The organism is Cupriavidus malaysiensis, from assembly GCF_001854325.1.
In the GTDB taxonomy this organism is placed as follows: domain Bacteria; phylum Pseudomonadota; class Gammaproteobacteria; order Burkholderiales; family Burkholderiaceae; genus Cupriavidus; species Cupriavidus malaysiensis.
This window is the reverse complement of record NZ_CP017754.1, coordinates 4,021,602-4,042,640: the sequence shown is the minus strand read 5'-3', so window position 1 is coordinate 4,042,640 and position 21,039 is coordinate 4,021,602. Positions and strand designations below refer to the sequence as shown.

The following is a 21,039-nucleotide window of genomic DNA, read 5'->3' as shown; positions in this document are numbered from 1 at the left end:
CACCCGTGGCGGCTTCGCGCGCGTCGCATGGCTTCGCCCAGATGCGAGTTGACTGCCGGCCGGGGCATCGGTACCGCACGGGCGGCGGCACCCACGGCACGACGCGAGCTTGGCAAGAGAGCGAGGAGAGGAGGGAGAGGAGGGAGAGGAGGGAGAGGAGGGAGAGGAGGGAGAGGAGGGAGAGGAGGGAGAGGAGGGAGAGGAGGGAGAGGAGGGAGAGGAGGGAGAGGAGGGGGCGGGCTGCCGTGTCTCTTGTCAGGCGAAACCCGGAGTCCGCGCACGGCATCTGCGCGCCACGCCCGTCGCCGTGATCCGCGTCGCGCCATCGCAGCGAAGCGATGGCATGCGCATCGACTCGTCGCGGTTCCGGTACATCGCGACTGCGTTGCCCGCTCTGTCGCCTGCTCTGTCGCTTGCCCTTGTCGCGGGGTCGCAGCTTGCCAATCGTCTCGCGCTCGATCGGCAGCGAGCGCGAGCATGCTCGCGCGGTCGTGTCTGTCTCGTTCGACGAGGTGCAAACCGTTGCGTGGATGCATCACTCTCATCGACGCGCGTCGCTTGCTCGCGCCAGGTCCGGCATCAGGCCGGCGTGCTCCGCCTCGTGGCATCGCGCACGGGACGAAAGCCGTGCGCTGTGTGTGCCGACACACGCGGTGTGCGCGCTGCGACGACGTGCGAGAACGGTGCCGCAGGCATCGACGCGAGCGCGTCGAGCGAATTCCATCGCCAGCCGCAAAGCCTTTATTCATACGGGTTTCCGGCGCACAGGCCAAGTCGGGGGAGCGCTCTTCCGCAGGCGCGCGCGCGATGCGCGATGACGTCGTGAGCGGTGTGGCTTTGCCTCTCGATGCACGTCGAGCAGGAGGCTGCATCGACGTGCTCCGGCATCGGCGAGCGCGTGGTTGCGATGCGGATTTCCATCGGCACTTCGTCTCGCTTGCGTGCCTCGATGCGTGCGTCGTATCGAAGCGAAGGCGAGATAGATTGCCTGGTCTTCGCGTGCAAGTTTTTTTGCACTTTTTTCTTAACATCATCGAGCAAACGAATTATGATTCGCCTTGACAAGAGTCTCACTTCATTGCAAGGAAGCAAGACGCAGGATTGAATGACATAGGCGATGCGTCTTGATGATGCAGCGATGCAGGTAGCAGAGGAGCACGAGAACATTGACGCAGACCGGGCCGGGAAGGCTTATCAAAATGCGTGCAGTCTCCTGTGACCCGGAAACGGGTTGGGTCAGCTACCCCCGAATGAATGCCGTCTGCCGTGCGCGAGGCCAAGCCCGCACGACAGGCACGCCGACCGATATCTCCTCATTCCCCGCCGGGCGCCGACTCGAAGAGCGGCGCAGGCAAATCGAATCTTCCAGGACGCGGCATGCGTCGGAAGTCCGGGTGCGGGCTTCCTGTTGCCGCAATCGTGCCGGATGGGCCGGCACGCCTGACACCGAATTCATAAGCGTGCGGCTGCGGTCCGGCAGCGCGCCGATGAATCGCTCGCTCGACTGGGGCTGCCGCAAGGCGGCGGGCCTCGGGTCGGTCGGGTCGCCAATCTAGGTCATTCGATATTCACTAGCTAGTGAAGGAGTTATCCATGGCAACGACTGCTAAGAAGAAACCGGCGGCCAAGAAGGCCGCTGCCAAGCCCGCCGCCAAGAAGGCCGCTGCACCGGCCAAGAAGGCCGCTGTGAAGAAGGTTGCCGCCAAGAAGGCAGCACCGGCCAAGAAGGCTGCAGTGAAGAAGGTCGCGGCGAAGAAGGTTGTCGCCAAGAAGGCTGCTGCGCCGGCCAAGAAGGCCGCTGTGAAGAAGGTTGCCGCCAAGAAGGCAGCACCGGCCAAGAAGGCTGCAGTGAAGAAGGTCGCGGCGAAGAAGGTTGTCGCCAAGAAGGCCGCTGCACCGGCCAAGAAGGCCGCAGTGAAGAAGGTTGCTGCCAAGAAGGCTGCACCGGCCAAGAAGGCTGCCGTCGCGAAGAAGGCGGCTGCACCGGCCAAGAAGGCCGCCGCACCGAAGAAGGCCGCTGCGCCGAAGAAGGCTGCTGCACCGAAGGCCGCTGCGCCGAAGAAGGCTGCTGCACCGAAGGCCGCTGCAGCGAAGAAGGCTGCCGCTCCGAAGAAGGCCGCTGCCCCCAAGCCTGCTGCGCCGAAGAAGGCTGCCGCCCCGAAGAAGGCTGCTGCCAAGAAGGCTGCCGCCCCGGCTGCTCCTGCCGCTGCTCCCGCAGTGGCTCCCGCTGCCGCTGCCAAGACGACCCTGAACCCGGCCGCGGCCTGGCCGTTTCCGACGGGCAACCGTCCGTAAGCGCGCCTTGCCGGCGTCCGTTTACGGTCACCGGAGGCCGCCTGGCACGCATCGCGTGCCATCATGACCGGATACTGCGTATCCGGTCAGCAAGACCAGCGTCTTGCCAGCCCGCCGAAGGCTTGCGCCCGGCGGGCTTTTCCTTTTGGGGCGGCGCTTGCGCTTCGTCCTGTGCGCTGCCGGCCTCGTGTGGGCTGCCGGGCCTCGCTATCCCGTCATGAAAAAGGGCGCCGTGCCCCTTGCGGGACACGGCGCCCTGGTCTGCGCTGCGGCAGGGCTTCGGTTCAGTGCGTGATGCGTGTCACGCCGCCGGAGGACAGCAGCCGCACGCGCTCGCCCGGGCGGAACGTCTCGTCCGCATCCTGCGTGATCGCGCGCAGGTCGCCGTTCTCCAGCCGCACGGTGATCTCCAGGCCGCGGCGCTGGTTGATCTTGTTCTCGGTGGCGCTGCCGGCGATTCCGCCCAGCACTGCGCCGAGGATGCCCGCTGCCACCGAGCCGTTGCCGCTGCCGATCAGGCTGCCGGCCGCCACGCCGCCGATGGCACCGCCGGCGATGGTGCCGGCCCCCGTCTGGTTACCCTGGATCAGAACCTCGCGTACCGATTCGACCACGCCGTAGCGTACCGTCTGCTCGCGCTGAGCCTGGCCGGGGGTGTAGACGCTGTTCGAGTTCGACTGTGCGGCACAGCCGGCCAGCAGGGTGGCGGCTGCGAGGACGGCGGCGCCGCCGATACGGAGCTTCTGGTTCATGGTATGTCCCGAAAAGAAGACTACGCGTAGTGGAATCCGAAGGCCGCCTGGAAACGGTCACGGATTTCGTCACGCGATGGCTTGTGGTTCTGTGGTCCCTGATGCGCGATCTTGAGCGAGCCCATCAGGCTGGCGAGGCGCCCCGTGGTTTCCCAGTCGAGGCCGTGTTCGATGCCGTACAGCAGGCCGCCGCGGAACGCGTCGCCGCAGCCGGTGGGGTCGACCACACGTTCTGCCGGCACGGCGGGGATCGCATACTTGCGCCCGTCGGCATGGATGCTGGCACCGTGCTCGCCGTGCGTGACGATGAACGCGCGCACCTGGGCGGCGACATCCTCGTGGCTCCAGCCGGTGCGGGAGAGCAGGACCTGCGCCTCGTAGTCATTGACCGTCACGTAACTGGCGAGTTCAACGAACTGGCGCAGGTCGTCGCCGTTGAACAGCGGCATGGCCTGGCCCAGGTCGAAGATGAAAGGCACGTCCGCTTCGGCGAACTGGCGGGCATGGTGCAGCATGCCCTCGCGGCTGTCCGGCGCGACGATCCCCAGCGCCGGCCGCGTGTCGCCCTGCATCGCTTCCTGCACGCTGGACAGTTGCGACTGGCTCATCGCACCCGGGTGGAAGGCCGTGATCTGGTTGTTGTCCAGGTCGGTCGTGATCATTGCCTGGGCCGTGAAGGTGTCGGGCAACGTGCGGATATAGGTGGTGGGGATGCCCAGCTGGCGCAGGTACTGCAGATAGGGCTCGGCGTCGGCGCCCACCGTGGCCATCACCAGTGGATCGCCGCCCAGCAGCTTGAGCGTGTAGGCGATGTTGCCCGCGCAGCCTCCGAACTCACGACGCATGCCCGGGACCAGGAAGGATACGTTGAGCATGTGGATCTGGTCCGGAAGGATGTGTTCGCGGAACCGTCCTTCGAAGGTCATGATGGTGTCGTAGGCAACGGAGCCGCAAATCAGGCTGGCCATGCTTTCTCCAGGGAATGCGTTGAGGTGTGGCGGGGCAGGCCCGGCACGCGCAGGCGCGCCGGGCGGATGAGGATTACAGCAGGGCGGCGAGCGCGGCGTCGTAGCTCGGCTCGGTCTTGATCTCGGGCACCAGCTGGCTGTACTTGACGACGTTGTTCTCGTCCAGCACCACGACCGCGCGCGCGGTCAGGCCGGCCAGCGGGCCGGTCTGGATGTCGACGCCGTAGCTGGACTTGAACTCGGCACCGCGCATCAGCGAAAGGGGCACCACGTGGTCGAGGCCTTCGGTGGTGCAGAAGCGGCCCATGGCGAAGGGCAGGTCGGCCGAGATGGTCAGCACCACGGTGTTGGCGAGCTTGCCGGCGGCTTCATTGAAGCGGCGCGCGGAAGCCTGGCACACGGGCGTGTCGAGGCTGGGCACGATGTTCAGGATCTTGCGCTTGCCGGCGAAGTCTTCCAGCTTGACGTCCTTCAGGTCCTTGCCGACCAGCGAGAAGGAAGCGGCATGGTCGCCGGGCTGGGGAAACTTGCCGCCGACTTCGATCGGGTTACCGCCGAGGGTCACGTTGCTCATGTTTGGCTCCTGTGTGGATGCGCGGGCCCGCCTGCGCGCGCAGGGCGGCGTGCGGCGGGTCTGCAGAATTCAGGGATAGAAAAGCAGCACGCGGTAGTTGGCCGCCGCCTGCTGCGAACGGAATCGTACCCGAACCGACAGCTCGGTGCCGGCCCGCATGCCGTACTGGGCGAAGGCGCGTTGTGCCGGGGAGAGATATTCGGCGGGCTGCAGCACGCGCCGCAGCAGGAGCTGGTCCTGCAGGTCCGTCATCACCAGTTCGATGGCGGGCAGAGCGGTGGTGGCGCGTCCCTGGTTGCGCAGGGTGACGCTGAGCACATAGGTATCGCCGCCTTCTTCCTGCTTCTGCAGCTGCGAGCTGTCGATGCGCAGGGCATCGAGGTCGCGCCAGGGCGCCACCGTGCAGCCCAGCGGCGCACAGGCCCATTCCAGCGCTGGACGCAGCGCCGGGAAGCGGCCGGCGAGCTGCGAGCGGGCCAGGTAGGTGGCCTGCGCGGCGGCGCCGATGGCGAGTACCACCACGCCGGCCAGCAGCCAGGCACGCCGACCTGCTCCACGCGCGCGCGGTGTTTCGTGTGCGCGCGCATGGCGCAGGAAATCCGGGGCGTACGCAGCGGCGGGCGCTTCGTCCTGCCGCGCGGCCCAGCGCCGCGTGGCGTGCTCGCTGGCGATCGCGGTGGGGGTGCCGGCGAAGGCATCCGGGATGCCTTCGTTCGGCTGCCGGGCGTTGTCTTCCGGAGGAGCCGCCATCGTGACGCCGGGCTTCCCGGGCGCTCCGGCGGAGACGTCTTCCGCCGCAGCCTCGGCAGCAGGCGGCGCTTCCGCTGGTGGAGCGTCCCGCGGCGTCGTGCCGGTGCCAGGCTCATCGAGCCCGGCTGCATCGATTGCGGGCCAGGTGGGGGCAGGCGCCTGCGCGGAGGCAGCGGGCGCCTGCTGGCGAGGTGTTCCTTCCGCCGTGGCGGCTTGCCCGGGCGAACCAACGGGGGCGCCGGCATGCCGCGCTTCCGGCGGTGGCACCGATGATTGCGCGGGCTCGGCTTCAGCGGTGGTGGAGCCGGGTGAGCCCATCATCATGGTCGGCGCGTCCAGCGCCGGCACATCATAGCCGGGGTCATAGCCCGGGTCGAACGGTGGTGCGCGGTACGGCTCTGCCGCAGCACCCTGGCTGGTATCGTCGGCAGGACCCGCGGGGGCCGCCGGTGCCGTGGCGGTCTGTGCCGCGTCGCGCACACCTTGCGCCGGCGCGGTCGGGGCGGGAATCTCGATCAGGTGCTGGCGGGCATCGAAGACCGTATCGCAGCGGCCGCAGCGCACCAGTCCCTGCCGCAGCCGCAACTGGTCCGCCACCAGCCGGAAGGCCGTGCGGCATGCGGGGCAGCGCGTGACGAGCTTGACGGCGGCCATCGTCGGGATGTCAGGTGCGGGTACCGTGCAGACAGACCCAGCCTTCCTCGCTGCGCCAGACGCTCAGCGCGATCCAGCGCGCATAGGCTGCCGCGACCTCGTCGGCCTGCCGTTCGAGCACGCCCGACAGCACCAGGCGGCCGCCAGGGCGCACGCGCGCGCTGAGCATGGCTGCCATCAGCTTGAGCGGGTTGGAAAGGATATTGGCCACCACCAGGTCGTGGGTGGCTTCGGAGACGGTTTCCGGCAGCGCGAAGGTGGCTTCGACACGGTTGCGCTCGGCGTTGTAGCGCGAGGCCTCGACCGCATTGGGGTCGATGTCGATGCCGAGGGTGTTGCCTGCGCCCAGCTTCTTGGCGACGATGGCCAGGATGCCGGAGCCGCAGCCGTAGTCGAGCACGGTCTCGCCCGGCCGCAGATTCTGCTCCAGCCACTGCATGCACAGGCGCGTGGTCGGATGGCTGCCGGTGCCGAAGGCCAGGCCGGGATCCAGCTCCAGCACCACGGCATCGGGTTCCGGGGCGTCATGCCAGGACGGTACCACCCAGATGCGCTCGCCGATGCGGATCGGCTCGAACTGCGATTGCGTCAGGCGCACCCAGTCCTGGTCCTCGACGCTGCGCAGCAGGTAGGAGGGGACGGGCGTGACGCCAAGCGCATTGGCGGCCGCTGCCACGACCAGGGCGGGATCCGCGCCGTCGTCGAACAGCGCGACCACGCGCGAGCGGTTCCAGGCCAGGCGCGTGGGCTCCAGCCCCGGCTCGCCGAACAGCGGTTGCTCGTCGGGCGTGTCGGCATCGGCATCTTCTACCGAGACCGACAGCGCACCCAGATCGAACAGCGCGTCGGACCAGGCTTCCGCCTGTTCTTCGGCGATCTCGATCACACATTCCTGGAATGCCACGGATGATCCTTCTTCAAACCGGTGAGCGGCGCGCGGCGTGGCGCCTGTGTCGGATGGCGGCCCGGGCACTGCCGGGCCGGCCGTAGCCGCCAGTATGACATGGCGGCGGGAGGGAGGGCCGGGGAAACGACCGGCCCGGCCAGCTGACGCTTCAGGACATCGGGACGTCTGCGCGTCAGTGCGCCAGCATGTCAGGACTTGTCGCCCTTGGCGACTTCCTTCTGCTGCAGGCGGTGCTCCAGGTAGTGGATGCTGGTGCCGCCCTCGACGAAGTTGGCGTCGAGCATCAGTTCGCGATGCAGCGGCACGTTGGTCAGGATGCCATCCACCACCATTTCCGACAGCGCGATACGCATGCGGGCGATGGCCTGCTCGCGGGTGGCGCCGTAGGTGATGATCTTGCCGATCATCGAGTCGTAGTTGGGCGGCACGAAGTAGCCGTCGTAGGCGTGCGAGTCGACGCGCACACCGGGGCCGCCCGGCATGTGCCAGGCGGTGATGCGGCCCGGCGAAGGCGTGAACTTGAACGGGTCCTCGGCATTGACGCGGCACTCGATCGCGTGGCCGCGCAGTTGCACGTCCTTCTGGCGGAAGCGCAGCTTCTCGCCGAAGGCGATGCGGATCTGCTCCTGCACGATGTCGATGCCGGTGATCATCTCGGTGACCGGGTGCTCGACCTGCACGCGCGTGTTCATCTCGATGAAGTAGAACTCGTTGTTCTCGTACAGGAACTCGAAGGTACCGGCGCCGCGGTAGCCGATCTTCTTGCAGGCTTCGGCGCAGCGGTCGCCGATGCGCTCGATCAGGCGGCGCGGAATGTGAGGCGCGGGCGCTTCCTCGATCACCTTCTGGTGGCGGCGCTGCATCGAGCAGTCACGCTCGCCCAGCCAGATGGCCTGCCGGTGCTGGTCTGCGAGGATCTGGATCTCCACGTGGCGCGGGTTCTCCAGGAACTTCTCCATGTAGACCTCGGGATTGCCGAAGGCCCGGCCGGCTTCCTCACGCGTCATGTTGACGGCATTGATCAGCGCGGCCTCGGTGTGCACGACGCGCATGCCGCGGCCGCCGCCGCCGCCGGCGGCCTTGATGATCACCGGATAGCCGACGCGGCGGGCGGTGGCCATGACTTCCTTCGGATCATCGGGCAGTGCGCCTTCGGAGCCCGGCACGCAGGGCACGCCGGACTTGATCATGGCCTGCTTGGCCGAGACCTTGTCGCCCATCAGGCGGATGCTGTCGGCGGTCGGGCCGATGAAGACGAAGCCGGATTTCTCCACGCGCTCGGCGAAGTCGGCGTTCTCCGACAGGAAGCCGTAGCCGGGGTGGATGGCCTGGGCGTCGGTGACCTCGGCGGCCGAGATGATGGCCGGCATGTTCAGGTAGGACTGCGGCGACGGCGCAGGGCCGATACAGACGGCTTCGTCGGCCAGCTTGACGTACTTGGCCTCCTTGTCGGCTTCGGAGTAGACCACGACGGTCTTGATGCCGAGTTCGCGGCAGGCGCGCTGGATGCGAAGGGCGATTTCGCCGCGGTTCGCGATCAGGATTTTTTCAAACATGGTATCTCTCTGCGAGAACTGGGCGGCGAAGCCGCATGGCACGGCGGACCGCCAGGCCGGCGGCCCTGGCAGGGGCCCGCTGCCGGCTCGGCACGACCGCGTGTCGGAGCCCCGTTTGCGGGGCCGGGCAATGCGCGCGGAGCGGATGCCCGGACATGCCGGCCAGGATCAGCCGATGACGAACAGGGGCTGGCCGTACTCGACCGCCTGGCCGTTCTCGACCAGGACTTCCTTGATGACGCCGGCCTTGTCGGCCTCGATTTCGTTGAGCAGCTTCATCGCTTCGATGATGCAGACGGTCTGGCCTTCCTTGACCGTGTCGCCGACATTGATGAAGGGTGCGGCGCCGGGCGACGGCGCGCGATAGAAGGTACCCACCATCGGCGAGGTGATGATGTGGCCGGCCGGCAACTGGGGAGCGCCCGGCTCGACCGGGGCTGCCACGGCGGGGGCCACCGGTGCGGCGGCGATCGCCTGCATCTGGGGCAGGATTTGCGGCGCGGCCACGATTTGCGGCGGGGCCTTGACGATGCGTACCTTGCCTTCGCCTTCGGTCACTTCCAGTTCGGAGATGCCGGATTCGGCCACCAGGTCGATCAGCGTCTTCAGCTTGCGCAGGTCCATCTTCTTTTCCTCCAATCGGTTGTCCGGCCGCCGCCAGGCATGGCGGCGACGGAAAAAATTGTTTGCGGCCGTTTCCGACCTCGCCGCGCACGGCGGCACCAGGCGCTCGGGGCGCCATCTTTCGTCTATTGCTGCGAACAGCGGGTGTTCAGGTTCCCGGGGGCGCTTCCTGCCATAGCGCGTAGTCCAGCGCCAGCAGGTAGCCTTGCCAGCCAAGTCCGCAGATCACGCCGACCGCCAGGTCGGAGAAATAGGAGTGATGGCGGAAGCTTTCACGGCGATGCACATTGGACAGGTGCACCTCCACGAAGGGAATGGCGACACCGGCCAGCGCATCCCGGATCGCTACGCTGGTATGCGTGTAGGCAGCCGGGTTGATGATGATGAAGTCTACGCCCTCGCCGCGCGCCGCATGGATGCGGTCGACCAGCGCGCCTTCGTGGTTCGACTGGAAGCTGCTCAGCGCCAGGCCACCCTGCGTGGCACGCTGTGCCAGCGCGGCGTCGATATCGGCCAGGGTCGTGTGCCCGTAGGTCTCCGGTTCCCGGGTTCCCAGCAGGTTCAGGTTCGGTCCGTGCAGGACCAGGACCTTGCGGTAGCCAGCTGAGCGTCGGTTGGAGCGGGTAGCGGTCACGGCAGCTCGACCATTTCAACGAAATTGCGCGGAGGTTACCGTAGCTTAGAGGGATTTGTCTAGCGCGCGATACAAGGCCTCGGGTAATTCCGAGGGTTGTCCCCTATCGAATGGTGCTGAATGCGACGCTTTTTGGCATCTTTGTGAAAATTGCGAAAAGATCGGCCCGGTTTCGATAAAAATCGGTGCAATTGTGCGAGATTCGCTCATGTCTTGGGCAGGGCGGCCCGCAACTCGTCGGCCGTCACCCGGCCCAGCTTGCGGAACTGCACGGCACCATCGGGCGAGATGATCACCGTATAAGGGAGGCCGCCGGCGCTATTGCCGAAGTTGCGCACCAGTTCGGTGCCGGTGAAGCCGGCCACGGCCAGCGGATAGTCGACCGGCACCTTCTTCAGGAACTGCTGGATATTGCTGGGCGAATCGATGCCGATGCCGACGAATTCGACCGGCTTGCCAGCGTATTCGCGGTGCAGGGCGGTCAGTTCGGGCATTTCCTCCACGCACGGTCCGCACCAGGGCGCCCAGAAGTTGACCACCAGGGTCTTGCCGCGCAGCGCCGCCAGGTCGAGGCTGGCGCCGTTCGGATCCGGCAGCTTGGCCTGGAAGAAGGTTTCCACGGCATGGTCGGCGGCCGGCTTGGGAGAAAACACATGGCGGCCGGCCAGGATGCCGGCCACCGTGGCCAGCAGGATGGCCGGCAGCCAGATCCACAGGCGCGAGCGCCGCGGGGCGGGGGTCAGGGTCATGTCTTGCAGCTAGGTGGTTGGAGCGCCCGCGGCGGGCGCGTCAATCCCGGGGCGCCGTGGCGGCCTGGCCGGAGTCGGCAGCCGTGGCCAGCAGGGCGCGCACGGCGTTCAGGTCGGCCCGGGCGATCCGGCCGCTGGCATCGGCGCGCACGGCGCCGCGCTCATCGTCCGCATCATACAGTGCTATATGGATGCCGACCGGCGTGCCGAGCTCCGCGCGCACCTCGGCCGACAGCTCGCGCGTCTCGCGGCTCGCCGGCCACTGGCCGCGCCACAGGAAGCTGAGAGTCTCGACCTCGCCGCGGCCGGCGAAATGGCGGGTCTCGCTGGTCTCGAAGTCGACGCCTGCGTTGAGCAGGTGCAGCGCGACATCCTTCGGGCTGTCGCAGAAGCACTGCAGGTAGACGTCGGAGTGCTCGGTGGCCGTGCCGTTGAGGGCGGCCCCGACCAGGTAGGGGCGGAAGCCCGCCAGCTCGGCCATGGCCAGCACGGCCAGGCGGCGCAGCAGCGCCAGGATGCGCGGTTGGCTGTCGCTGTGGAAGAGCGCCTGGTAGGCGCGCACTTCCTCTTCCACCATATCGTTGTCGGGCAGCCACTCGCCGGCCACGCGTACGTCGCCCAGCAGCTGCCGCACGGCCTTGCGCTTGGCGGTGGCGTAGTCGGCGCCGTCCTCCGCGATCATGCGGGCGGCGGCCTGGGCGATCTCTTCGCGCAGGTGGGCGGGGTCGGAGGGAAGGCGTCTTGGCATGCCTCGATGATACCGGAGCCGGCCGCGGCGGCCGTGCTGTCATGGGGGCGGTCCATCGGGATCGATCCGGATGCCGCAGTGCAGCGAAGCGCGCAGGCGCTCGGGTACAATGGCTGACCGTCCGGCGCCTGCGCCGGCCCAAGCGATACCGGATTCCATGCATATCCACATCCTCGGCATCTGCGGCACCTTCATGGGTGGCCTGGCCGTGCTGGCCAGGCAGGCCGGCCACCGCGTGACCGGCTGCGACGCCAACGTCTACCCGCCCATGAGCACGCAACTGCAGGCCCAGGGCATCGAACTGATCGAAGGCTTCGACCCGGCGCAGATCGCCCTCCAGCCGGACCTGTTCGTGATCGGCAACGTGGTCTCGCGAGGCAATCCGCTGATGGAAGCGATCCTCGACCGCAACCTGCCCTATATATCTGGGCCCCAATGGTTGGGCGAGCATGTGCTGGCCGGGCGCTGGGTACTGGCCGTGGCCGGCACGCACGGCAAGACCACCACCACCTCGATGCTGGCCTGGATCCTGGAGGATGCCGGCTACCAGCCCGGCTTCCTGGTCGGCGGCGTGCCGCAGAACTTCGGTATCTCGGCGCGCCTGACCGATTCCGACTTCTTCGTCATCGAGGCCGATGAGTACGACACGGCCTTCTTCGACAAGCGCAGCAAGTTCGTCCACTACCGGCCGCGCACCGCCATCCTGAACAACCTGGAATACGATCACGCCGACATCTTCCCCGATCTGGCCGCGATCGAGACTCAGTTCCACCACCTCGTGCGCACCGTGCCGGGGCAGGGCCGGCTGGTGGTCAACGGCATGGAGGACAGCCTCGCGCGCGTGCTCGAGCGCGGATGCTGGAGCGAGGTCGAGACCTTCGGCACGGGCAACTGGACCGAGCGCGACGCCGCGGCCGCGCACGCGCATGGCGAAGCCTTCGACGTGCTGCTCGACGAGTCCGTGCAGGGCCGCGTGGCGTGGTCCCTGCAAGGCATGCACAACCGCATGAACGCGCTGGCCGCGATCGCCGCCGCGCGCCACGTGGGGGTGCCGCCGGCGCAGGCGATCGCTTCGCTGGCCCGCTTCGCCAACGTCAAGCGGCGCATGGAAGTGCGCGGCGAAGCCGCCGGCGTGACCGTCTACGACGACTTCGCCCACCATCCCACCGCCATCCAGACCACCATCGACGGCCTGCGCAAGCGGGTGGGCCAGGCGCGCATCCTGGCCGTGCTGGAGCCGCGCTCCAACACCATGAAGCTGGGCGTGATGAAGGCGCAGCTGCCGGCCAGCCTGGCCGGCGCCGACCTGGTGTTCGGCTATGGCGCGCCGGGCGGCAAGGATGCGCTGGGCTGGGACCTGGCCGGGGCGCTGGCGCCGCTGGGCGCCCGCGCGAGCGCCTTCGACGATCTCGATGCCCTGGTGGCGGCGGTCAGCGCCGCCACCCGTCCGGGCGACCATGTGCTGGTGATGAGCAACGGCGGCTTCGGCGGTGTCCACCAGAAGCTGCTGGACGCCCTCGCCCTGCGGGCCGCCTGATCCAGCCGCCGGCGCCATGCTGCTCTACCTGCACGGCTTCCGTTCCTCGCCGCAATCGTTCAAGGCGCAGCTGATCCAGCAGCGCATGCGCGAGTGGGGCGTGGCGCGCTACTACGCCTGCCCGCAACTCGACGTCTCGCCCGCGCGCGCGATCGCGCAGGCCGAGACGGCCATCGCCGCAGCGCGTGGCGGCGACCCCGGCCAGCCGCTCACCATCGTCGGTTCGTCGCTGGGCGGCTTCTATGCGCGCTGGTTGGGCGAGCGCCATGGCTGCCGCACGGTGCTGCTCAATCCCGCCGTCCATCCTTGGACCGACCTGGAGGCCTACCTGGGCGCGCAGCCGCTGTGGCACGGCGGCGGCGAGGTCCTGGTCGAGCGCCGCCATCTGCAGGAGCTGCTCGACCTGCGCGTCGACGCCATCAGCCAGCCCGAGCGCTACCTGCTGCTGGCCGCCACCGGCGACGAAGTGCTGGACTACCGCGACATGCTGGCCGCCTTCCCCGGTGCGCGTACGCGCCTGATCCAGGGCAGCGACCACGGCATCAGCGAGTTCGCCGACTATCTCGACGAGGTGCTGGAGTTCTGCGGCTACGGGCCCGGCGGCGTCCGGCCCGGCGCATGAGCACCCCGCACCTGCGCCGCTGCGGCTGGAGCACGGTGCTGCCGGCCGACGAGGCCATTCCCGCCAATCTGCGGCGCTGGGTCTGCGGCGGTGGCTCGCTGACCGCGCGCCTGGTGGCCGCCAGCCATGAATTCCGCGTGCGCCGGCTGGCGCAGCGCATGGCGCTGCCGCTGGCCGACGAATGGCGGGCGCTGGGCGCGGTACGACCGCTGCCGGTGCTCGAGCGCGACGTGGTGCTGGTGTGCGACGATGCGCCGGCCGTGTTCGCACATACCGTGGTGCAGGCCCGCCATGCGCCGCGCGACTGGCCTTTCCTGCGTGGCCTGGGCGAGCGTCCGTTGGGCGGCGCGCTGTTCACCGATCCGCGCGTGCTGCGCGAGCCCTTCCAGTTCGCCCGGCTGCTGCCCCACCATCCGCTGTGGCGGCGCCTGCGCCAGGCGTTGCCGGCGCTCGCGGCCGGCACCATGCTGCCCGCGCGCCGCTCCGTGTTCCGGCGCGGCGGCGGCGTCATGCTCGTCACCGAGGTCTTCCTGCCGGACCTGCTGCGGCGAGCGGCTCCCGGGGATCGCGGCACCAGACTGCGGCCCCTCCCTCCATCCTGACCATACCAGCCAAGAGAAAGAGAAGACACCCATGAAACTGCAGGGACGTGTAGCGATCATCACCGGCGCGGCGGCCGGCATCGGTTTTGCCACGGCGCAGCGCTTTGCCGCCGAGGGCGCCATCGTCATCCTGTGCGACGTGCAAGAGGCGCGTGTGCGCGAGGCGGCTGCCAGCCTGGCCGCCACCGGTGCCACGGTGGACGCCTTCAAGGTGGACGTGACACGGCGCGACGAGGTCGATGCCATGGTCGCCGCCACGCTGGCCAAGCATAGCCGCATCGACGTCCTCGTCAACAACGCCGGCATTACCAAGGATGCGCGCCTGGCCAAGATGAGCGAGGCCCAGTTCGACGCCGTCATCGACGTCAACCTGAAGGGCGTCTTCAACTGCTCGCAGGCGGTGGCGTCGATCATGGCCGAGCAGGGCCGCGGAGTGATTCTCAATGCATCCAGCGTGGTCGGCCTGTATGGCAACTTCGGCCAGACCAACTATGCCGCCAGCAAGTTCGGCGTAATCGGCTTCACCAAGACCTGGGCGCGCGAACTGGGCCCGAAGGGCGTGCGGGTCAATGCGGTGTGCCCGGGCTTCGTCGCCACCGAGATCCTGCAGACCGTGCCGCAGAAGGTGCTCGACGGCATGCAGGAGTCGTGCTGGCTGCGCCGCCTGGCACAGCCGGCCGAGATCGCCAGCGTCTATGCCTTCCTCGCCAGCGACGACGCCAGCTACATCAACGGCACCGCGATCGAGGCCAGCGGCGGCATGTCGCTCTGAGCGCCACTGCGGGCGCGCCTTGCCCGGGGCGGCAATCCTGCCCCGGCCGACGCCCCGCGCCGGTGCGGTATCATCGCGTCTCTGACCGGGCGGCGCGCCGACCGGCCCCATTCCCTCCCGCAGGACCGGCTTCGCGGGTGCCGCCCAGTTGCGGCGCCAGCGGCGGAGCGCCCGGCATTTCAGAAAGACCCGTATCCATGCAGTTGCTGTTCGAAGAAGGCGGCGAGATCCGCGCCGGCACCGTACTGAGCCAGCAGGGCGAGGCCTACCAGGTGGAGCTGCCTGCCGGCAAGCGCACCAAGGTCAAGTCCCGCGATGTGCTGCTGCAGTTCGCCCAGCCGTCGGCCGCCGAACTGATGCGCCAGACCGAGGCGCTGGTGGCCGAGACCGACCTCGATTTCCTGTGGGAATGCGCACCGGAAGAGGAATTCGGCTTCGCCGAGCTGGCGGCCGAGTACTACGGGGCGGAGGCCGGTCCGGTGCAGCAGGCCGCGCTGGCCATGGCGCTGCACGGCAGTCCCGTCTATTTCCGCCGCAAGGGCCGCGGCCGCTACCTGCGCGCCCCGGAAGACCAGCTCAAGGCGGCGCTGGCGGCGCTCGAGCGCAAGCGCCAGCAGGCACTGGTGCAGGCCGAGTACGAGGCGCAGCTGAAGGCGCGCCAGTTGCCGGAGGCCTTCCGCGGCAAGGTGATGGGCCTGCTGTTCAAGCCGGACAAGAACAGCCTGGAATACAAGGCGATGGACGCCGCCTGCACCGCGCTGGGCATGACGCCGATGCGCCTGATGCTGGAATGCGGCGGCGTGGAGAGCGCGCGTGCGCTGCACGAGGCCAAGTTCCTGGCGGAATGCTTCCCCAAGGGCATCGGCTTTCCCGCCGTCGACGTGTCCGAGCCGCCGGCCGACCTGCCGGTGGCCGACGTGCAGGCCTTCTCGATCGACGACGTCACCACCACCGAGATCGACGACGCGCTGTCGGTGGTCACGCTGCCGGACGGCAAGCTGCGCGTGGGCATCCACATCGCCGCGCCAGGCCTGGGCATCCGCCGGGGCGACGCGCTCGACGCGATCGCGCGCCAGCGCCTGTCCACGGTCTATTTCCCCGGTGACAAGATCACCATGCTGCCGGACGCGGTGGTCGAGCGCTACACGCTGCAGGAAGGCCGGCAGTGCCCGGCCCTGTCGCTGTACGTGACCGTCGATCCGAGCCTGCCGATGATCCTGGGCAGCGAGACGCGCGCCGAACTGGTGCCGATCGCGGCCAATCTGCGCCACAACCTGCTCGAAGACGTGGTGACCGAACAGGCGCTGGCCGAGGGTTCCGGCGACTATCCCTTCCGTGACGAACTGGCCAAGCTGTGGCAGTTCGCCGGCTACCTGTACGACGAGCGCCAGAAGGCACGCCTGGCCAGCGGCCTGCGCCCGGAGGTGCACAACCGCGCCGACTACAGCTTCTATATCGACCAGCTCGAAGGTGGCGGCGAACGCGTGCGCATCGAGCAGCGCCGGCGCGGCTCGCCCCTGGACAAGATCGTGGCCGAGTTGATGATCCTGGCCAACAGCACCTGGGGCAAGCTGCTGGCCGACCACGGCGTGCCGGGCATCTACCGCACGCAGAAGGCCTGGGGCATGCATCGCACCCGCATGCAGACCTATCCGGCGCCGCACGAGGGCCTGGGTGTGGCCCAGTACGCCTGGAGCACCTCGCCGCTGCGCCGCTATGTCGACCTGGTCAACCAGTGGCAGATCATCGCGGTGGCACAGCACGGCGGTGTCGCCAAGCTGGTGGCGCCGTTCAAGCCCAAGGATGCCGACCTGCTGGCCGCCGTGGCGGACTTCGAAGGGACCTACGCCGCCTACGCCGACCACCAGTCGACCATGGAGCGCTACTGGTGCCTGCGCTGGCTGGAGCAGGAGAAGCGCCAGCGCATGATGGCTTCGGTGCTGAAGGATGGCGCGGTCCGCTTCGCCGACATCCCGCTGGTGGCGCGCGTACCCGAGTTGATGCAGGCGGCGCGCGGTACTCAGGTGATGCTGGAGATCGCTTCCACCGACGAACTGTCGCTCGAGGTGTCGTGCCGTGTGCAGGAGGTCTTCGCCGGCGATGTCGACCTGACCGACGAGATGCTGGAGCTCGACGAGGAGGCCTCGGAAGTGTCGGCCGAGGCGGCTGCCGAAGCCGCGGCCGAGGACGCAGCAGAACAGGCGGCAGAGCAGGTGGCGGAGCCGTCTGCGCAATCGTCGGCGGATGCCGACGGGGCTCCGGCCGGCGAGGCGTCGGGCGCGCGCGACACCGGCGCCGGCAGCGGCGCCTGAGGCATGGCAAAGGTCCGGCACTCCCTTACAATGCCGGACGGATCGAAGCGCATGGCGCGTGATGTCGGCGCCACCGCATGCAGGGCACCGGATGGCCGCCCTGCATCGCTGCCCCGTCTTCGCTCCCGTTTCCGCGGCTGTTCCTTGCCGCCGTATCCACTGCGTCTTCGCCTCGTTTCCGCACCGCTGCCTCGCCTGCCATCGTGAAAGCCGTCCTCGCTCCCCGCCAGTGGTGGAACGCCAGCAGCGCGATGACGCGCGCGCTGGCCATCTCGCTGGCCGCGCACGCGCTGCTGCTGACCGTGCGCGTGGCGGCGCCGGACGCATTCGAGATCAAGCGTGCCGATGCCGCGCTGGACGTGGTGCTGGTCAACGCCAAGTCGGCCGAGCGGCCGCACAAGCCCACCGTGCTGGCGCAGGCCAACCTCGATGGCGGCGGCGAGCACGAGACCCAGCGCGCCACCACGCCGCTGCCGTCGCAGACCGAGGCGCGCGACGGCGACCTGCTGCGGCAGATGCAGCGGCGCGTGACGCAGCTCGAAGACGAACAGCGGCGCCTGATGACGCAGTCGCGCCAGCCCGCGCCCGCGCTGCGCAGCCAGCCGCTGAAGCCGGGCGACAATCCGGCCGACGATACCCTGCGCGGCCAGGACGAGCGCACCTCGCTGGACGAGATGGCCAAGCTCGAGGCCGAGATCGGCCGCAACCTCGACCACTACGCCAAGCGGCCCAAGCGCTTCCAGCTGACCGCCACCAGCGCGCAGGAGGTCGATTACGCGCAATACTATGACCGGCTGCGCCACAGGATCGAGGCGCGCGGTACTGCAGACTTTCCCCAGCGCAACGGCAAGCCGCTGTACGGGCAGCTGATCCTGGTGATCAACGTCAACCGGGCCGGCCGGCTCGGTTACAACCGCGACGGCTACAATGTCGAGGCGGTCGACGTGGTCAAGAGTTCGGGCGATCCGGCGCTGGACCGCCAGGCCGTGGCCATCGTGCGCGCCGCCGCGCCGTTCGGCGCCTTCACGCCGCAGATGCAGGCGCGCCAGGACATCCTGGAAGTCATTTCCACCTTCAAGTTTTCGCGCAGCGGGCTGGAAACCCGGCTGCAGGCACGCTGATGACAAGCTCCCCGCAAGATCCGGCCGCATCCGGCCAGACCCCCGATCGCTATGTGGTGATCGGCAACCCCGTCGCGCACAGCCGCTCGCCCGCCATCCATGCCGCCTTTGCCCGGCAGACCGGCGAGGCGATCGCCTACGACCGGCTCGAAGCCCCGCTGGACGGCTTCGCCGCGACCGTGCGCGATTTTCTCGCCCAGGGCGGCCACGGCTTCAATGTGACCGTGCCCTTCAAGCTCGAGGCCTACGACCTGGCCGACCGCCTGACGGAGCGCGCCGAAGCCGCCGGCGCGGTCAACACCATGTGGCAGGAAGACGGCCTGCTGCATGGCGACAACACCGACGGCGTGGGCCTGGTGCGCGATATCCAGGACAACCTCGACGTGCTGCTCGAAGGCCGGCGCGTGCTGCTGCTGGGCGCCGGCGGCGCGGCCATGGGCGCCATGCTGCCGCTGATCGAGTGCCGGCCGTCGCGCATCGTGGTGGCCAACCGTACCGCGGCGCGGGCCAGCGACATGCTGGAAGAATTCGTCGAGGCGGCGGACCAGTACGGCGTCGAGCTGTGGGGCGGCGGCCTGGATGCGCTGGAAGCGCTGGCCGAGGACGAGGGTTGCGAGATCGTCATCAACGCCTCGTCCAGCAGCCTGCACGGCGAGGTGCCGCCGGTGCCCGAGTGGATGCTGGGCGAGGGCGTGCTGGCCTACGACATGATGTACGGCGCCGAACCCACGGTCTTCCTGCGCTTTGCCGAGCGCTGCGGGGCACGTGTCAGCGACGGCCTGGGCATGCTGGTCGAGCAGGCCGCCGAGGCCTTCTACAACTGGCGCGGCGTGCGCCCGCGCACCGCGCCGGTGCTGGCCGAGCTGCGCGCGGCGCTGCGCGCCGAAGCCGGCCGCTGAGCGGACCGGAGCCTGCCGTGGCCTTGCGCCGCGCCCGCCCGCCGGCCGCCGGCCGGCACCCCATGCATCCGCTGCGCTGGCTGGCTTACCTGGCCGGCTGCCTGCTGGCCGGCGTGCTGGTCATGCAGCTCTATTTCTTCTGCCAGATCGCGGCCTGGCAGGTTCTCAATCCGTCGAGCACCAGCTTCATGCGCGCCGAGCGCTGGCGGCTCTGCGGCGCCAGGCTGTGGGGCTGTGGCATCGAGCGCCGCTGGGTGTCCTACGACGATATCTCGCGCAACCTCAAGCGCGCGGTGATCGCCAGCGAGGACGCCGACTTCGTCAACCATCCCGGCTACGAGCTCGACGCCATGCTCAATGCCTGGGAGCGCAACAAGCAGCGCGGCCACATCGTGCGCGGCGGCTCCACCATCACCCAGCAACTGGCCAAGAACCTGTTCCTGTCGCCGGAGCAGCACTACCTGCGCAAGGGCCAGGAACTGGCCATCGCCTGGATGCTCGAGTTCTGGCTCGACAAGCAGCGCATCTTCGAGATCTACCTGAACTCGGTGGAGTGGGGCGAGGGAGTGTTCGGCGCCGAGGCCGCGGCCCAGCACTACTTCAAGACCAGCGCGGCGCGGCTGAGCGTGGGCCAGGCCGCCCGGCTGGCGGCGGCGCTGCCGGCGCCCAAGTGCTTCGACAAGACGCAATACTGCGCCAATGTGCGCGTCAACTTCAAGGCCAAGGCCGGCATCATCGCGCGCCGCATGGGCGCCGCCACGCTGCCGGACTGAGCGCCGCGCCGGGCGTGCCGTTCAGCTCAGCCAGCCCTTGCGGCGGAAATACACCAGCGGCACCGCGGCGGACACGGCCATCAGGGCGATGGCCCAGGGATAGCCGAGCGACCAGTCGATCTCCGGCATGATCTTGAAGTTCATGCCATAGATGCTGGCGATCAGGGTGGGCGGCATCAGCGCCACCGACACCACCGAGAACAGCTTGATGATCTTGTTCTGGTTGATATTGATGAAGCCGACGGTGGCATCCAGCAGGAAGTTGATCTTGTCGAACAGGAAGGCCGTGTGGTTCTCGATGGAGTCGATGTCGCGCAGGATCTGGCGCGCCTCGTCCTGCTGCTCGGCCGACAGCAGCTGGCTGCGCATCAGGAAGGAGACGGCGCGGCGGGTGTCCATCACGTTGCGGCGGATGCGCCCGTTCAGGTCTTCCTCGCGCGCAATGGTTTCCAGCACGTCGGCGGCGGCGGCATCGGTCACGTTCTCCGCCAGCACGCGCCGGCTGGCCTCTTCCAGCCGCTCGTAGACCTCCTCGATCGAGTCGGCCGAGTACTCGGCGTCGGTCGCGTACAGGTCCATCAGCACGTCCTTGGCATTGCGCACCGAGCCCGGGCGCATGCGGGCGCGCAGGCGCACCAGGCGGAACACCGGCAGGTCCTCGTCATGGATGGAGAAGAGGACGTCGCGCGTCAGCACGAAGGCCACGCGCACGTTGTGCGAGGCATCTTCCTCGTCGAGCAGGAAGTCGGTACGGATATGCAGGTGGCCGTCCTCGCCTTCGAAGTAGCGTGCCGAGGCTTCCAGGTCGCCGAGATCCTCGAGCTCGGGCAGGGCCACGCCGTAGGCTTCCTTGATCCAGGCGAGTTCCTCGTCGTCCGGATTGACGACATCGATCCAGATGGGCTTGTGCTGCAGCAGTTCGTTGCGGTCGTCGACCTGCTCCTGTGCGAGCCGGCCTTTCTGCAGGACGAACAGATTGATCATCCCTGGGGTTCCTCGTTGCGTTCGGCCAAGACAGGCGCGAGCAGATTCGGCTGGCAAGCGTGATCGCGCTGTGCATGCCGGCGGCGCCGGCATCGCGCAAGGCGATGGCGTTTGCCGGTCAGGCCGGCGGTCGGGGGGAGGTGAGGTCCCGGGGCGGCGTCGCACCTGTGCGAGGCCTGCCGGGGACGGATGCCGCTCGCCCGCAG

At 68.5% G+C, this 21,039-nt stretch carries 21 protein-coding genes; 10 read left to right on the top strand and 11 right to left on the bottom strand.

Annotated elements, in window-relative coordinates:
• Positions 1-5: 5 nt before the first annotated feature.
• Positions 6-311, top strand: a complete 306-nt coding sequence (locus BKK80_RS37475; protein WP_236903692.1) for a hypothetical protein — start codon at positions 6-8, stop codon at positions 309-311.
• Positions 312-1,593: 1,282 nt separating this feature from the next.
• Positions 1,594-2,295 (top strand): histone H1-like repetitive region-containing protein, encoded by a 702-nt coding sequence (locus BKK80_RS18295; RefSeq protein WP_071070403.1) that lies wholly within the window; start codon positions 1,594-1,596, stop codon positions 2,293-2,295.
• Positions 2,296-2,579: 284 nt separating this feature from the next.
• On the opposite strand, the gene BKK80_RS18290 is transcribed toward BKK80_RS18295, so the two are convergent.
• The 10 genes from BKK80_RS18290 to BKK80_RS18245 all read right to left on the bottom strand — a co-directional run bounded on the left by BKK80_RS18290 (position 2,580) and on the right by BKK80_RS18245 (position 11,211).
• Positions 2,580-3,047 (bottom strand): outer membrane lipoprotein, encoded by a 468-nt coding sequence (locus BKK80_RS18290; protein ID WP_071015493.1) that lies wholly within the window; start codon positions 3,045-3,047, stop codon positions 2,580-2,582.
• 20 nt (positions 3,048-3,067) lie between these two features.
• Positions 3,068-4,015 (bottom strand): carbohydrate kinase family protein, encoded by a 948-nt coding sequence (locus tag BKK80_RS18285; protein ID WP_071015491.1) that lies wholly within the window; start codon positions 4,013-4,015, stop codon positions 3,068-3,070.
• Between the two features lie 73 nt (positions 4,016-4,088).
• On the bottom strand, positions 4,089-4,589 hold the full coding sequence (tpx, locus tag BKK80_RS18280) for a thiol peroxidase (protein ID WP_071015488.1): 501 nt from the start codon (positions 4,587-4,589) through the stop codon (positions 4,089-4,091).
• Positions 4,590-4,658: 69 nt separating this feature from the next.
• Positions 4,659-5,993, bottom strand: a complete 1,335-nt coding sequence (locus BKK80_RS18275; protein WP_071070400.1) for a DUF3426 domain-containing protein — start codon at positions 5,991-5,993, stop codon at positions 4,659-4,661.
• A 10-nt stretch (positions 5,994-6,003) separates the two neighbouring features.
• A complete protein-coding gene (gene prmA / locus BKK80_RS18270; RefSeq protein WP_071015483.1) occupies positions 6,004-6,897 on the bottom strand; it encodes a 50S ribosomal protein L11 methyltransferase in 894 nt (297 codons plus the stop codon).
• Between the two features lie 191 nt (positions 6,898-7,088).
• Positions 7,089-8,456, bottom strand: a complete 1,368-nt coding sequence (gene accC / locus BKK80_RS18265; protein WP_071015481.1) for an acetyl-CoA carboxylase biotin carboxylase subunit — start codon at positions 8,454-8,456, stop codon at positions 7,089-7,091.
• A 168-nt stretch (positions 8,457-8,624) separates the two neighbouring features.
• On the bottom strand, positions 8,625-9,080 hold the full coding sequence (gene accB, locus BKK80_RS18260) for an acetyl-CoA carboxylase biotin carboxyl carrier protein (protein WP_071015478.1): 456 nt from the start codon (positions 9,078-9,080) through the stop codon (positions 8,625-8,627).
• A 148-nt stretch (positions 9,081-9,228) separates the two neighbouring features.
• On the bottom strand, positions 9,229-9,714 hold the full coding sequence (aroQ, locus tag BKK80_RS18255; protein ID WP_071037886.1) for a type II 3-dehydroquinate dehydratase: 486 nt from the start codon (positions 9,712-9,714) through the stop codon (positions 9,229-9,231).
• A gap of 206 nt (positions 9,715-9,920) precedes the next feature.
• Entirely contained in the window at positions 9,921-10,463 is a 543-nt protein-coding gene (locus tag BKK80_RS18250) for a TlpA family protein disulfide reductase (RefSeq protein ID WP_071037887.1), read from the bottom strand.
• 40 nt (positions 10,464-10,503) lie between these two features.
• Positions 10,504-11,211, bottom strand: coding sequence for a UDP-N-acetylmuramate--alanine ligase (locus BKK80_RS18245; RefSeq protein WP_071015470.1), 708 nt, complete (start codon positions 11,209-11,211; stop codon positions 10,504-10,506).
• Positions 11,212-11,281: 70 nt separating this feature from the next.
• On the opposite strand from BKK80_RS18245, the gene mpl reads away from it, so the two are divergent.
• The 8 genes from mpl (at position 11,282) to mtgA (ending at position 19,849) form a co-directional block, all read left to right on the top strand.
• Positions 11,282-12,748: a UDP-N-acetylmuramate:L-alanyl-gamma-D-glutamyl-meso-diaminopimelate ligase gene (gene mpl, locus BKK80_RS18240; protein WP_418235866.1), complete on the top strand. Its 1,467-nt coding sequence runs from the start codon at positions 11,282-11,284 to the stop codon at positions 12,746-12,748.
• A 16-nt stretch (positions 12,749-12,764) separates the two neighbouring features.
• Positions 12,765-13,370, top strand: coding sequence for a YqiA/YcfP family alpha/beta fold hydrolase (locus BKK80_RS18235; RefSeq protein WP_071070398.1), 606 nt, complete (start codon positions 12,765-12,767; stop codon positions 13,368-13,370).
• On the top strand, positions 13,367-13,972 hold the full coding sequence (locus tag BKK80_RS18230) for a chorismate--pyruvate lyase family protein (RefSeq protein WP_071037891.1): 606 nt from the start codon (positions 13,367-13,369) through the stop codon (positions 13,970-13,972). Before BKK80_RS18235 ends, BKK80_RS18230 begins: the two co-directional genes overlap by 4 nt.
• A 31-nt stretch (positions 13,973-14,003) precedes the next feature.
• Positions 14,004-14,744 carry a 3-oxoacyl-ACP reductase FabG gene (fabG, locus tag BKK80_RS18225; RefSeq protein WP_071070396.1) on the top strand — a complete coding sequence of 247 codons (741 nt, stop codon included), beginning with the start codon at positions 14,004-14,006 and terminating at the stop codon, positions 14,742-14,744.
• 197 nt (positions 14,745-14,941) lie between these two features.
• Positions 14,942-17,056, top strand: coding sequence for a ribonuclease catalytic domain-containing protein (locus BKK80_RS18220; RefSeq protein ID WP_071070394.1), 2,115 nt, complete (start codon positions 14,942-14,944; stop codon positions 17,054-17,056).
• 251 nt (positions 17,057-17,307) lie between these two features.
• Complete coding sequence (locus BKK80_RS18215; protein ID WP_071070392.1) at positions 17,308-18,177, top strand: energy transducer TonB; 870 nt, start codon at positions 17,308-17,310, stop codon at positions 18,175-18,177.
• Positions 18,177-19,076, top strand: a complete 900-nt coding sequence (aroE, locus tag BKK80_RS18210) for a shikimate dehydrogenase (RefSeq protein ID WP_071015453.1) — start codon at positions 18,177-18,179, stop codon at positions 19,074-19,076. The genes BKK80_RS18215 and aroE overlap by 1 nt, the downstream gene beginning before the upstream one ends.
• A gap of 71 nt (positions 19,077-19,147) precedes the next feature.
• Positions 19,148-19,849 (top strand): monofunctional biosynthetic peptidoglycan transglycosylase, encoded by a 702-nt coding sequence (mtgA, locus tag BKK80_RS18205; protein ID WP_071016585.1) that lies wholly within the window; start codon positions 19,148-19,150, stop codon positions 19,847-19,849.
• A gap of 21 nt (positions 19,850-19,870) precedes the next feature.
• Here mtgA and corA read toward each other — a convergent pair whose 3' ends face one another.
• Positions 19,871-20,833, bottom strand: coding sequence for a magnesium/cobalt transporter CorA (gene corA / locus BKK80_RS18200; RefSeq protein ID WP_071015451.1), 963 nt, complete (start codon positions 20,831-20,833; stop codon positions 19,871-19,873).
• Positions 20,834-21,039 lie beyond the last annotated feature (206 nt).

What these genes read in the sequence shown, in the direction of transcription:
- aroE (WP_071015453.1), top strand. Translation starts at nt 18,177, where the DNA reads ATGACAAGCTCCCCGCAAGATCCGGCCGCATCCGGCCAGACCCCCGAT.
- BKK80_RS18275 (WP_071070400.1), bottom strand. Translation starts at nt 5,993, where the DNA reads ATGGCCGCCGTCAAGCTCGTCACGCGCTGCCCCGCATGCCGCACGGCC.
- mpl (WP_418235866.1), top strand. Translation starts at nt 11,282, where the DNA reads ATGCCGCAGTGCAGCGAAGCGCGCAGGCGCTCGGGTACAATGGCTGAC.
- BKK80_RS18215 (WP_071070392.1), top strand. Translation starts at nt 17,308, where the DNA reads ATGACGCGCGCGCTGGCCATCTCGCTGGCCGCGCACGCGCTGCTGCTG.
- fabG (WP_071070396.1), top strand. Translation starts at nt 14,004, where the DNA reads ATGAAACTGCAGGGACGTGTAGCGATCATCACCGGCGCGGCGGCCGGC.
- BKK80_RS18295 (WP_071070403.1), top strand. Translation starts at nt 1,594, where the DNA reads ATGGCAACGACTGCTAAGAAGAAACCGGCGGCCAAGAAGGCCGCTGCC.
- tpx (WP_071015488.1), bottom strand. Translation starts at nt 4,589, where the DNA reads ATGAGCAACGTGACCCTCGGCGGTAACCCGATCGAAGTCGGCGGCAAG.
- corA (WP_071015451.1), bottom strand. Translation starts at nt 20,833, where the DNA reads ATGATCAATCTGTTCGTCCTGCAGAAAGGCCGGCTCGCACAGGAGCAG.
- BKK80_RS18220 (WP_071070394.1), top strand. Translation starts at nt 14,942, where the DNA reads ATGCAGTTGCTGTTCGAAGAAGGCGGCGAGATCCGCGCCGGCACCGTA.
- BKK80_RS18285 (WP_071015491.1), bottom strand. Translation starts at nt 4,015, where the DNA reads ATGGCCAGCCTGATTTGCGGCTCCGTTGCCTACGACACCATCATGACC.
- accC (WP_071015481.1), bottom strand. Translation starts at nt 8,456, where the DNA reads ATGTTTGAAAAAATCCTGATCGCGAACCGCGGCGAAATCGCCCTTCGC.
- BKK80_RS18235 (WP_071070398.1), top strand. Translation starts at nt 12,765, where the DNA reads ATGCTGCTCTACCTGCACGGCTTCCGTTCCTCGCCGCAATCGTTCAAG.
- BKK80_RS18290 (WP_071015493.1), bottom strand. Translation starts at nt 3,047, where the DNA reads ATGAACCAGAAGCTCCGTATCGGCGGCGCCGCCGTCCTCGCAGCCGCC.
- BKK80_RS18245 (WP_071015470.1), bottom strand. Translation starts at nt 11,211, where the DNA reads ATGCCAAGACGCCTTCCCTCCGACCCCGCCCACCTGCGCGAAGAGATC.
- BKK80_RS18250 (WP_071037887.1), bottom strand. Translation starts at nt 10,463, where the DNA reads ATGACCCTGACCCCCGCCCCGCGGCGCTCGCGCCTGTGGATCTGGCTG.
- accB (WP_071015478.1), bottom strand. Translation starts at nt 9,080, where the DNA reads ATGGACCTGCGCAAGCTGAAGACGCTGATCGACCTGGTGGCCGAATCC.
- BKK80_RS18230 (WP_071037891.1), top strand. Translation starts at nt 13,367, where the DNA reads ATGAGCACCCCGCACCTGCGCCGCTGCGGCTGGAGCACGGTGCTGCCG.